Annotated in this window: 10 protein-coding genes and 1 other annotated feature (1 of these 11 only partly in view); of the genes, 1 reads left to right on the top strand and 9 read right to left on the bottom strand. The window is 39.5% G+C overall.

Annotated features, from left to right (window positions below; all coding sequences use genetic code 11):
* Nucleotides 1–137: a binding site (T-box leader), on the bottom strand; it reaches 231 nt to the left of the window's first position.
* A 117-nt stretch (nucleotides 138–254) separates the two neighbouring features.
* Complete coding sequence (locus CBM15_RS04670) at nucleotides 255–446, top strand: hypothetical protein (protein ID WP_014823256.1); 192 nt, start codon at nucleotides 255–257, stop codon at nucleotides 444–446.
* Nucleotides 447–489: 43 nt separating this feature from the next.
* Here CBM15_RS04670 and CBM15_RS04665 read toward each other — a convergent pair whose 3' ends face one another.
* From CBM15_RS04665 to CBM15_RS04625, 9 genes are all read right to left on the bottom strand, one after another.
* Nucleotides 490–1104, bottom strand: coding sequence for an alanine racemase (locus CBM15_RS04665; protein ID WP_087615915.1), 615 nt, complete (start codon nucleotides 1102–1104; stop codon nucleotides 490–492).
* Nucleotides 1105–1159: 55 nt separating this feature from the next.
* Nucleotides 1160–2449: a glutamate-1-semialdehyde 2,1-aminomutase gene (gene hemL / locus CBM15_RS04660; protein ID WP_087615913.1), complete on the bottom strand. Its 1290-nt coding sequence runs from the start codon at nucleotides 2447–2449 to the stop codon at nucleotides 1160–1162.
* A 1-nt stretch (nucleotide 2450) separates the two neighbouring features.
* Nucleotides 2451–3431: a porphobilinogen synthase gene (hemB, locus tag CBM15_RS04655; RefSeq protein ID WP_014823255.1), complete on the bottom strand. Its 981-nt coding sequence runs from the start codon at nucleotides 3429–3431 to the stop codon at nucleotides 2451–2453.
* Nucleotides 3428–4171: a uroporphyrinogen-III synthase gene (locus tag CBM15_RS04650; RefSeq protein WP_087615911.1), complete on the bottom strand. Its 744-nt coding sequence runs from the start codon at nucleotides 4169–4171 to the stop codon at nucleotides 3428–3430. The genes hemB and CBM15_RS04650 overlap by 4 nt, the downstream gene beginning before the upstream one ends.
* The gene (gene hemC, locus CBM15_RS04645) at nucleotides 4161–5093 is read right to left on the bottom strand and encodes a hydroxymethylbilane synthase (RefSeq protein ID WP_014823253.1); all 933 of its coding nucleotides are present in this window, start codon (nucleotides 5091–5093) and stop codon (nucleotides 4161–4163) included. The genes CBM15_RS04650 and hemC overlap by 11 nt, the downstream gene beginning before the upstream one ends.
* Before the next feature lie 23 nt (nucleotides 5094–5116).
* Nucleotides 5117–5944 carry a cytochrome c biogenesis protein CcsA gene (gene ccsA, locus CBM15_RS04640; RefSeq protein WP_087615909.1) on the bottom strand — a complete coding sequence of 276 codons (828 nt, stop codon included), beginning with the start codon at nucleotides 5942–5944 and terminating at the stop codon, nucleotides 5117–5119.
* A gap of 140 nt (nucleotides 5945–6084) precedes the next feature.
* Entirely contained in the window at nucleotides 6085–7440 is a 1356-nt protein-coding gene (gene hemA, locus CBM15_RS04635; RefSeq protein WP_008405180.1) for a glutamyl-tRNA reductase, read from the bottom strand.
* Between the two features lie 346 nt (nucleotides 7441–7786).
* Nucleotides 7787–10747: a vWA domain-containing protein gene (locus CBM15_RS04630; protein WP_087615907.1), complete on the bottom strand. Its 2961-nt coding sequence runs from the start codon at nucleotides 10745–10747 to the stop codon at nucleotides 7787–7789.
* Between the two features lie 12 nt (nucleotides 10748–10759).
* A complete protein-coding gene (locus tag CBM15_RS04625; RefSeq protein ID WP_008405178.1) occupies nucleotides 10760–12193 on the bottom strand; it encodes an S-layer homology domain-containing protein in 1434 nt (477 codons plus the stop codon).
* Nucleotides 12194–12213 lie beyond the last annotated feature (20 nt).

The raw sequence follows: 12213 nt of genomic DNA, 5'->3' as shown, positions 1-12213 counted from the left end.
ACCGGATCCTAGCTACTGTTAGTTCACTAAGTCAGCTCCTAGGCTACCTTCTGCATGGTTGATGGAGAAACTTTTCAGCTACCGTTTCCTCTCTTGCCATCGATCTCATACGTACTCTTCCTAATCTTCGCTTCAATTATATAGTTGCACTTTATTTTAAGCTGTTTTTAATGAAATATCAAGCACGAATGGGGAATATACTTTAACACGTTATCCGCTCTCTTCACATATACTATGCAAAAGGAGTCTGGACATTGCGAAAAAACTACAATCCATATTTATTGCCTCCATGGCTGAGAAAATTCCGTTTCTTTATGCGCCATTGTATTTTGCCGATTACGATTTTTCAGGCGATCCGAACGGTCTTACTTCCGACAACGGGTGATATATTATTGCTGGCCCTTCTAATTTTATTTACTTACTTATTGCTCACAGATTTCATTTAACAAAAAAATGTTCCGTAAGTTTCAATTCTTACGGAACATTTATTTATTTTTTTATTTGTATTTGAACACGGCTATACGCATCGGCCAACTGTTCCAGGAAGTCAAGCTCATGTGGGACGGTTTGGGCCAGCTGCGTTGATTCTACCTCTACCTCTACTTCTGCTTCTACTTCTTTTGCCGCTTGAAGTCGGGGTTGTACTTCTTCTACAGGCTTTTGCTCCAAAACGATTTCTTCAACTGGTGCGGGCTTCTCAACTTCAGCAATTGCTTGTACTTTCTTTTCCACATCACAATGGACAGCCCAGCTGCATGAGCAGTAGCCATTATTTGGTTCTACTTTAATATCATTTATGCGAAGTGAGACAGATTCAATATCATCGTTTGGAAAATCTACTGAAAAAGGCAGGGCATATTCGAAATAACCATGATCTTTTTCAATATCCATATGCTCGATATAGATACCTTCCTCCGTTTCATCCTCGCGTGCTACATGATCAAATTGAATATTTCCTTTTACTACATAAATTCCTCTTACTACGACGGAATCTTCATTAATCTCTTCATGCCATTTCGGTTCTACTACTATTTTAGAATTCTCTTGAACATTTCCTAATTGCTTTGGAAATGTAAATGTCTCTTTCATTTCCCACTGTTGCATAAAAAATCCCCTCCCTAAGCTTACATTATGCATAGAAAGGGAATTTATGATTTATTTATCGTGCTAATTTTTCAAAGACATTATGGAATGCCTGAACTGTTTTTGCGATTTGTTCTTCCGTATGCGCAGTTGAAATAAATAGTCCTTCAAATTGTGAAGGCGGCAAGAAAATTCCTTCTTCAGCCATCAGTTTAAAGTATTCAGCAAATAGCTCTAAATCCGAACTTTTTGCCGATTCAAAATCAATTACATCTTCGTTTGTAAAGAAGAAACCAATCATCGACCCTGCACGATTCACTGTATGTGGAATATTGTATTTCGTCGCTGCTGCACGGAAACCTTCTTCCAACTGGTCTCCCAGCTTGCGGAAGTATTCATAAGAGTCTTTGTTTAAGCGGCTTAATGTTTCATAGCCGGCTGTCATAGCAAGCGGATTACCTGATAATGTGCCTGCTTGGTAAATCGGGCCTGCCGGAGCGATTTTCTCCATAATTTCACGCTTTCCGCCAAATGCACCAACCGGTAAACCTCCGCCGATTACTTTCCCTAAACAAGTAAGGTCAGGTGTAATTCCGTAATATTCCTGGGCACAGCCAAAGTCTACACGGAAGCCTGTCATTACTTCATCGAAAATTAAAACCGTTCCATTTTCTTCTGTCAGCTTACGCAACCCTTCCAGGAAACCTGGCTGTGGCGGTACAACACCCATATTGCCTGCAACCGGTTCTAAAATAACTGCCGCCAACTCAGCGCCGAATTTTTCGAATACTAATTTTGCTGATTCCAAGTCATTGTAAGCAACCGTTAATGTATTTTTGGCAATATCAGCCGGAACACCAGGTGAGTCAGGTAAACCAAGCGTCGCAACACCCGAACCCGCTTTAATAAGCAGCGAATCCCCATGACCGTGATATGAACCTTCAAATTTTAAAATTTTATCGCGTCCTGTAAACCCACGCGCTAAGCGAAGTGCAGACATTGTTGCTTCTGTTCCTGATGATACGAAACGAATCATTTCCATTGACGGCAAACGGTCCATGACAAGTTTCGCCAATTTGTTTTCGGAAACAGTTGGTGCACCAAATGATGCGCCTTTAGCTGCCTGATCCTGAATAGCCGAAACAACATCCGGGTGTGCATGTCCTAAAATTAACGGACCCCACGATAGGACATAGTCAATATATTCATTGCCATCGATATCTTTAATAACTGCACCTTTGCCCGAATCCATAAATATCGGATCCAAGTTTACTGATTTAAATGCACGTACAGGAGAGTTTACTCCTCCTGGCATTAAATCAACCGCTTCTGTGAATGCTGCTTTTGACTTTTCATAACTACGCATATTATTTTTCCTCCAACCAACGACAGACGTCTTTTGCATGATAAGTAATGATTAAATCGGAACCTGCACGTTTCATACCTAATAATGTTTCTAGTACAACCGCTTTTTCATCAATCCAGCCATTTTGTGCAGCTGCTTTTACCATTGAATATTCGCCTGAAACATTATACGCCACAACAGGCAGCGGGAAGCTGTTTTTCACATCACGGATAATATCCAAATATGCTAATGCCGGTTTCACGATTAGGAAATCTGCACCTTCTTCAACGTCGGAAGTTGCTTCACGAATTGCTTCCATTCGATTGGAAGGATCCATTTGATATGTTTTACGGTCACCGAATTGTGGTGCCCCTTCCGCTGCTTCACGGAATGGTCCGTAATAGCTTGAAGCGTATTTCACCGCATATGACATAATCGGAATATGCTGGAAGCCTGCTGCATCCAAACCTGCACGAATTGCCGTTACAAAGCCGTCCATCATGTTTGACGGAGCAATAATATCAGCACCGGCTTTTGCTTGAGAAACTGCTGTACGTGCCAACACATCAAGTGATGGATCATTTAAAACTTGTTCGCCTTCAATGACACCACAATGACCGTGGTCCGTAAATTCACATAAGCAAGTATCTGCTACGACTAGAAGCTCTGGATGACGCTCTTTAATTAAGCGCGTCGCCTTCTGTACAATCCCATGATCATGGAAAGCACCAGTGCCGACTGCATCCTTTTCTTCAGGAATTCCGAACAGTAATACCGCACGAATGCCTAAGTCTACAATTTCATCCATTTCAGCAGCCAAATTATCTAATGATAACTGGAACACGCCCGGCATTGAGCTTACAGGGTTTTTAATATTTTCACCTTCAATAATAAACAACGGATAAATAAGGTCTTCTTTTTGTAGGTATGTTTCTTTTACAAGTGCACGCATCGCTGCATTTTGACGTAAGCGACGGTGACGTTGGAAATATAGTTCTGTCATTTTGTCTGTTCCTCCAGGATGAGCTGTTCAATTACAGCTTGCATCGTATAGATTTTCGGTTGCACCATTGGCTGTACCCCATGCTTTTCAAGGGCCGCTGTTGTTACATGACCAATCGATGCAAATTTCACATTTTGCCAAGCTACATGCGGCTCAATATGCTCAGCATAAATATCAACCGCAGAAGGGCTGGCAAATATTACAATCGGTTGTTTTTCGGTCAGCAGGCACTGTGTTAACTGCACGAAATATTTACTGCACGGACGTGTTTCATAAACGGTCCATTCATCTGCTCCAGTACCTTCGTGTATCGTTTTTTTCGCCTTCGATCCACGTATAAATAATGCACGTTCCCCTGGCATCATCGAAAATTCCTTCACAAATACATCAGCACTGTATACAGTTGGCATAAAATGAATTTTATAGCCGTGCCCCTTTAATAAAGCAGCTGTCTTTTCACCGACAGCTGCGATTTTCATTGTTGCAGGAATCGTCTGTTCATGCCGTATACATTTATCGACAAAGCTTTTCACCGCATTTTGACTCGTAAAAATGAGCCAATGATAGGCCTGTAATTCCTGAAGATAGAATTTATCTTCCTTAGAAATCTTTTCTACTGTTTCGATTAATGGATAATTATAAACTTTCCCGTGATGTTGCTCAATCAATTGCTCTACAGTTCTTACAACGGCCGACCCTGTAATAATCAATGTTTTTCCTAAGAGTGCATTACTCGGCATCTAACTCAGCCTTTACTTTTTGAATTAAGTCAAAGGCACCTTGCTCTGTTAATTTTGCGGCAACTGCTTTACCAACCGCATCCGCATCTGTACCTGTCAACGTTTCTTTATACGTTACAGAAGCATCCGGTGCTGCCACTAGACCAGTTAAAGTAATTGTGTCACCTTCTACTGTTGCATAGCCGGCAATCGGGACTTGGCAGCCGCCATCCATTGCAGCTAAGAACGAACGCTCGGCATGTGCTGTAGCCCATGTAGTAGCGTCTGTTAATTTTGTCAGTTGTTCAAGCAGCTCCGTATCATCCGCACGGCACTCAATACCTAATGAACCTTGTGCAACTGCTGGAAGGCAAATATCTGTATCTAAATATTCCGTAACGACTTCATCGCTCCAGCCAAGTCGTTTCAAGCCTGCTGCGGCTAAAATAATCGCATCAAAATCTTCAGTTTCCAGTTTTTTTAGACGTGTATCGACATTTCCGCGAATCCACTTAATTTCAAGATCTGGACGTGCTTGTAATAATTGTGCGCTACGACGTAATGAACTCGTTCCAACGATTGCGCCTTTTGGCAGATCAGCAAATTTCACATGACCATTTGAAATAAAGGCATCGCGCGCATCTTCTCGTGGAGGGATACAGCCAATGATCAACCCTTCCGGCAATACGGCAGGCATATCTTTCATCGAGTGCACGGCAAAATCGATTTCTTTATCATATAGAGCTTGCTCGATTTCTTTAACGAATAGACCTTTACCGCCAACTTTAGAAAGCTGTACATCTAAAATGCGGTCGCCTTTTGTTACAATTTCCTTAACTTCAAAATCAAATGGTACGCCAGCCTCTTTTAGCTCATTAATAAACCAGTTTGTTTGTGTTAATGCTAATTTACTTTTTCGGGATCCTACAATAATTTTTCTCACGTTACTCCGACCTTTCTATTCTGCTAAACCCACAGATGGAAATTTGATAATTTGCTGCCGAGGAAGAAATTAATGACTACGAGTAAAAATAAATAAACATGCACTTTAGCATATACCATGCCAATTAATTTCCCTCTCTGATGCAGCAAGAAAATAATTAAGTAAACTATCGATACGATAAACGAACCTAATATTTTCACATCGAAAATTGAAACATTCTCTAATGTTAAAAATGCCCATTCTAACCCTAAAATTAAACTTATTAATAGCAATGGAATACCAATAATGGTTGATAAATTAATCCACTTCACCATTTGCTGTAAACTTGGCAAACGTGACCATAAATTAGTAAGCTTTTTTTGTTTTAATATGCGATATAAAATTAAATATAGCAGCGAGAAGACAAACGCAACAGAAAAAGCTGCGTATGACACAATCGCAAAACTAATATGGATTAGCAGCATTTCCGAAACTAATGAATCACTGACAATCTGATCGTTCGTTTGCGGCGCAAATAAATGGATTGTCATAAATACAAAGCTCAATACATTAATAAAAAAAACTGGCAAATCTACTCGTACAATGCAATGAAGGACGATAGAAAGTGTCGTTAAGAGCCATGCATAAAAGAATACTCCTTCATACAACGATAAGATCGGAAATCTCTTCGTTTCAATGATAAACAAGACGATAAATAAAGTTTGTAACACCCAAACGATCGAAACAAACCAGAAAGCTACGCGTCTGAATTTTATATTTTTATAAAGATAGTCTGTGAAATATAGTACGATACAGAGCCCATAGAGAATGATCATGAGCTCATATAATCTTGTCATTACCATTTCTGTCATATGCACCCTTCTCCTGATGGAAACTTACTAAAAAAAGCGCTTTCGCTATCTATAATTTTACCATATAGATACGAAAACGCTTATGTTTTATTTGAATAAAGTGCTTCAATAAGGCTCAATGTCTATTGGCTATTGTTCAATTAATAAGATAACCCTGGTTTTAAGGTTACCTCTTTTGCTGTTTCACTTCTTTTCACTTCCGGGCGTAATTGCTGTACTTCATGCTGCACTTCGTCTTCAATGCCGAAGATTTGCTGGAATAATGCAAGCTGTGCTTCCGCATTTTTCTCGTTTGCAAGTTCTTTTGCTTGTAGAATCGGCGTTTTCAATAGCTGGTTAATAATCGATTTTGTATGCTTGTTTAAAATTTTACGTTCGCGCTCCGTTAAATTCGGCATTTTGTTTTCAATACTCAACATTGTTTCTTCTTGAATAGATGCCGCTTTTTTGCGTAAGGCAGAAATAACAGGAACAACACCAAGTGTATTAAACCAATCTTTAAATTGAATAATTTCCTCTTGAATCATCGCTGTAATTTCATTTGCCGCACGTTCACGTTCAGCCAAGTTTGCTTGTACAATTCCTTGAAGGTCATCAATATCATACAGGAATACATTGGACACATCGCCAATACGCGGATCTAAATCACGCGGTACCGCAATATCGACCATAAATAAAGGATCGCCTTTACGGAATTTTGCTACATCTTTCATTAAGTCATAATCGATGACATAATCTGTTGCCCCAGTTGAACTGATTAAAATATCAGCTTCCAGCAGCGTACATTGAAGTTCATTCATTGCTTTCGCATCTCCATCAAATTTCGATGCCAAGTTTTGAGCTTTTTCAAATGTACGGTTAATAACCGTTACTTTTCCTACACCATTTCCGTATAGGTTTTGAATTGCAAGTTCGCCCATTTTACCGGCACCTAAAATGGCTACATGCTTATCTTTCAAGGAACCAAAGATTTTTTTGGCAAGCTCTACGGCAGCATAAGAAACAGAAACAGCATTTTCCCCAATCGCTGTTTCACTATGGGCACGTTTTGCAAATGTTACTGCCTGTTTAAATAATTGGTTGTAAACTGTACCAGTTGTACCAATTTCCTGACCTTGTAAAAAACTTTTCTTTACTTGTCCTAAAATTTGCGTTTCCCCAAGCACCATTGAATCAATACCAGCCGTTACACGGAATAAATGGTTCAATGAATCATCTTCTTCACGGATGAATAAGTGATCCTCGAACTGTTCCATCGGTATGTTAAACCAGTTCGCCAAAAATTGTTTAATATAATAGCGACCAGTGTGTAATTGATCAACAACCGCATAAATTTCTGTACGGTTACAAGTAGAGATGATTACATTTTCCAATATGCTTTTTTGCTTTTGTAGCGCTTCCATAGCATTCGGAAGATCCGATTCGATAAACGAGAGCTTTTCACGAATTTCTACTGGCGCTGTTTTATAATTCAGGCCTACTACTAATGTATGCATGAACCCCCACACCTCACACGTTCTAATTCATAGATTTTATTGTAACATAATTGCAGCATGATTCTAGTTTAGTTTGTGAACATGACATGAAAGTATATACTAAACCTACTTAATTAAATCCAAAAACAACTTTTAAATTGTCAGTGGATAACTGAACCTTTGTATATATACCCTAACTTCAGAAAAATACATCTTGTCCCAAAGAGAGCAAGATGAAGTCTATTCCAAAAAGAATCGGGAATTGTTAAATTAGAATTATTCTAATGTAAGTTTAACAAAGTTCGACACAGATTTCAATCATTCAAACTAAAAAAGAAGCTCACTTTATAAGTGAGCCTCTATTTTGTCACATATTATGAATTTTAGTCCCAATAATGTTGCCTGTTGCATCGATTGCCTGGAATTCAACCTCTACATATAAATCAAATTCCGGAAACTCATAAAGGTTCGGTCGATGCATATAACGAGAAGACCCTCGTGCAGGCAAGTCGTATTTAACATCCCCACTCGGTGAAATGAAGACAACGCGAACACCTTTTACATTGTCACATCCTGTATTTACATCTGCCAGGATTGTTACTTTTGATGTTTCGATTCGAACATCGGTGTTGTTAAAGATTGTATCCCCTACTAGACAACTATTATTCATAACAGGTGTTTTACATAAAATTGTTGTAATGATTGCCTGCAAAGAGCTGTGCAAGTTTTCAATCGATGTAATATTTTGATATGTGCCATTTGTTTCGGATGAAATATCTTTCAGTAGTTTCTCATTTACTGTTTTATATGACCCAACCGAGACAGTGTGAATTGCAATTCCTTTTTGTTTTGCATCTCTCAGCACCTGTTCGAGTCCATTGCTGTTCGAATAACCGTCTGTAACTAGTACAATAGCTTTGCTCGTATACTGGTTTGTCGTGAAATTACCGATTGCTGTTTCAAGTGCTTTCACAATATTTGTCGATCGATTTTCGTTTTTATACGTTAACAAACTATCGATACTAGAAACGATATCCGCTTTGTCTGTTGCTTCGTGATTTGGACGATTATTGAAGCGATATACATGACTTGGGTTTGCCCCGATTTGTTTAATCGTTTGCTTCACTTTATTCGCTGTATAATTTTTCGCATCGCGCGCTTTCATCGAACCAGAGTGGTCTACAACAAACATAACTTCCGATTCAACGGAACATAAATTGTTTTCATAACGCGGGTTGGCAAAGATTTGTTCAGAGACCGTTGTATTTTTCAGGCTTTGAACGACCTTATCGTAACGTGGATCCAAATCGATCAACCGTGCCTTTACTTGCGCTTTACCATATAAAATATCATCAAAGTAAACTACCGCGGATCCGCGGCTGCCTGTGCCGTTATTATAGTCTTTCGTATTTGTATCGAATGATACGACACGTGTTTTGCCGTTGAAAGTTACTTCCACCGTGCCTTTATAATCGGTAATAATAACCCCGCCTGGTGCGACAAGGTTGACGATTACTTTTGTATATCGGTCCATGCCTTCCGGACGCTGCTGCAGCTCTTTACCTGCAAGCAAAACCTTAATTTTTGCAACGGCACCTTCGAGCTTCCCGATTATATCCGCATAATCTTTTCGTAGTAAGTTTTTGTCGATTTGGCCTAAACGATCATACATCGCCTTAATGACCTCTACCGACTCTTCATGTGCTAATGTTACCTGGTCTGCAATCGGTAAAAATTTATCTGTTAAATAAATAATGACCGCATGGAGCATTGAATCGAATGCTTCCGTATCTTCTTCACTCATGACACCTTGCAAATCATATGTCGCACGTCCCTCATTGTTGACCGTGTACATTACTTTAGCACTGCCGAGACCGCCCCAAGAAGATTCCTCTTTTGGTCCTTCAATCATATAGTCAAGAATTTGTTCAAACAGCCAAACCGATATAATTTGACCTTCCAGCTTCAAATCTGCATTCCCGTATTGAATTTCCTTGGAAGTAACCTGGCCTTGTGTCAGTTTTCCGTCAGCAGTTGTATAGCTTTCCCATTTAGACCCAGTCATCACTTTTAAATCCGGATCGTAGTTTGAGATTGTTATTACCCCGTTTTGTGTAAATGGTACTGTCGTTGTCCCTACAACACCTTGAGGTAATGCCGGTAAAGGTCTAACGCCAGGGTCAACCGTTCCGCCATTCCACTCTGTCTGTTCCGGATCGAACACTTCGTAAGAAATACGAAGTTCTGCTTTTGGCACATAGCGCACAGACGCTTCAATCACCTGATTTTTGTATGTGTAATACTTTTCTGATGGATTAATCATCTCAAAGCGAATTGTATCCACTACTGACTTCGTTAAAGCTGGTGCCGTTACATATACGCTAAGCTGTGGTCCATCGGTATAGACCGTTGTGGATTGACCGCTTGTACTTGTATTCGTTTCGGAAACTTTTGCCCCTGCTTTTGAAGTTACTTTAAATGCCAATGATTCATCATATGAAATGTCATTGCCGTAGCTATCTCGCAGATCAATTGTGATTAATGTGGAATCAACACCGTTTGCTGTAAGTTCCTCGTTTTCTACATTTATTTTTTTAACTGCTTTATAAACATCCGGACGTGTCGTTTTATCATCCGTATTTTCACCTGGTATTGTCGGTATTGTCACATTGCCGTTTTTACTCTCAACAAAGTTTACCGGTAATGTAATTTTATTATTATCTTTGCCAGCAGGTGTACTTGCCAGACCTTCAATTGCCAGTTTCCCTTGCTGATTGATTCGGTACATGAAGACTGCCATATCACCGCGATTAATATTGCGTGTCGGCTTATAGTCCTCGTATGTTTGCTTTCCTGTTGTACCTGTCGTAATTTCGTTCATATACAAATATCTGACCGCCTGAATCTCGGATAAATCAAGACCATTTACCGCCGCATAAAGCCGCGCAAAATGTCCGCGTGAAATATTGGCATTGCGTTTCGATTTATTATTTACACCATATAACGGAATATTCAAGTCGCCATAATATTCATAGAGCATATCTTTATCATTTGTACTGAAATGATAGTTTTTGTCCATCTTCGCTAAAAACTGCAGCATTTGCCATTCCATTACGAGTGTTCCGGACTGGAATTTGTTTCCTTTATACAACTGCAAATAATCATTATCTATTGTCCATTTGGCTGCTTTATACTTCGAATTTTTTTTCGATATATCCGAAATTTGCTTACTTGCAGCTTCCGTTTCCGTAGCACCGAACGGAAATACTACGGAGAATACTAGTAGACAACATAGCAGCATGGCCATTAGTTTCTTTGTTTTACTCATGTTTGCAACCCCTTAGTTAAAGAACAGAATATTGTCTCGGTAATTTTCTTTTAAATCTGTTTCTAAATAACGTAAAAATCGTTCAATGATTGCAGAAGATTGCGCACGTGTTAATGTAGCTTTCGGATTGAAATACCCTTCGCTTCCTGACATTAACCCTAACTGTGTTGCGACATAAATTGCATCGCGTGCATAATCCGTAATTTTGTAATCATCTTTATAGTCTGTAGTATAGCCAGGCTCAGGTGCTTTACCTTCCAGCCCAAGTGCGCGTACTAAAATTGTCGCTGCCTGCTGACGTGTTAAAAAACCATCCGGGTCAAATGTTGTTGGCGTTTTCCCTTTAATAACGCCTTTATCAACCGTTGCCACTAAGTAATTGTAATCTTTTACTGTACGTTTCACGTCTTTAAAAATAGATGGCTGTGTCTTTTTGCGGTTCGTTTCTTCCAATACACGCAGATCGATTGCTTTACCAATGGCAATTGCAAAATCATAGCGCTGAACAGGTGTATTGGGTGAGTAGAAGTTCGATTGATCATCTAATATGCCAAGTGAATACAGTTTCTCAATTTGCACGCGTGCCCAGTTCGAAGATAAATCTCGGAATTTTGGGATTTTCAGCATTTCAAGCTTTGGCATATAGTCGATGTTGCTTGCGACTGTTCCTTCACTAGCAGGCAGGTCGTATTCATATTCCGATAATGAATCAGCAGAGCTAATCGTTTTATAGTTACCGTTAAAACTAGATAACGATGCATCATTTTCGTTATATTCCAATGTTCGCGACTTGGATGTTGATACTTTGTTTTTCACTGTACCAATCGTCCCGTCATCAAACTCAATCTCGAAATCCGTAATTTGTGTTTCAGTAGCCCCCCAGAAGTTTTCATATCCTTCATTGCGGCTATCTACATGTACCGTAATTGTTTTAGTAACGGCATCTTTGCTACGTCCTGTCGTTTCGGTATATGTTTTACGTGCAATCGCATTTCCTGAATAATAGTCGGATGCCGGTCGCTTGTCTGTAATCGTACTTTTAGAAAGCTGGTAATCGGCCAATGTAAAGGTTCTGTCACCAACCGTAATTTTTTCAGTAAATTTTGTAACTTCACCCGTTGCCGAACTTTGCCCAACTTGGTCATAGTTTGTGACATCGTATGTATACGTAAAATTCCGTGTTAGCTTTTCCCCATTTGGCCCTGCCAACGTAAACTTATATGTTTCGGTTAACTTGCCTTTAGATTCCCTTGCTGATATCGTTATATTTTTATTTGTCCCTGTAAATTTAATCGGCTTTCCTGTTAAGAAAAAGTATTCTTCATACTCATATTCGTTTTTTATGCCGCCTGTTAGATCAATAGATTGTGCAGAACTTGATGAAGGGAGCAGCAACAGAAAAAATGAGCATGCCACTAGGAAGGTGAAGCAAAGTTTCTTTCTCACAAATTTGTCCCTCATTTCTT

Source organism: Solibacillus kalamii (genome assembly GCF_002174535.1).
Taxonomy (GTDB): domain Bacteria; phylum Bacillota; class Bacilli; order Bacillales_A; family Planococcaceae; genus Solibacillus; species Solibacillus silvestris.
This window is presented reverse-complemented; position numbering and strand designations above follow the sequence as displayed.

Coding starts and splice junctions, on each gene's coding strand:
- hemA (WP_008405180.1), bottom strand. CDS start 7,440: ATGCATACATTAGTAGTAGGCCTGAATTATAAAACAGCGCCAGTAGAA.
- CBM15_RS04665 (WP_087615915.1), bottom strand. CDS start 1,104: ATGCAACAGTGGGAAATGAAAGAGACATTTACATTTCCAAAGCAATTA.
- CBM15_RS04630 (WP_087615907.1), bottom strand. CDS start 10,747: ATGAGTAAAACAAAGAAACTAATGGCCATGCTGCTATGTTGTCTACTA.
- ccsA (WP_087615909.1), bottom strand. CDS start 5,944: ATGACAGAAATGGTAATGACAAGATTATATGAGCTCATGATCATTCTC.
- hemL (WP_087615913.1), bottom strand. CDS start 2,449: ATGCGTAGTTATGAAAAGTCAAAAGCAGCATTCACAGAAGCGGTTGAT.
- CBM15_RS04650 (WP_087615911.1), bottom strand. CDS start 4,171: ATGCCGAGTAATGCACTCTTAGGAAAAACATTGATTATTACAGGGTCG.
- hemB (WP_014823255.1), bottom strand. CDS start 3,431: ATGACAGAACTATATTTCCAACGTCACCGTCGCTTACGTCAAAATGCA.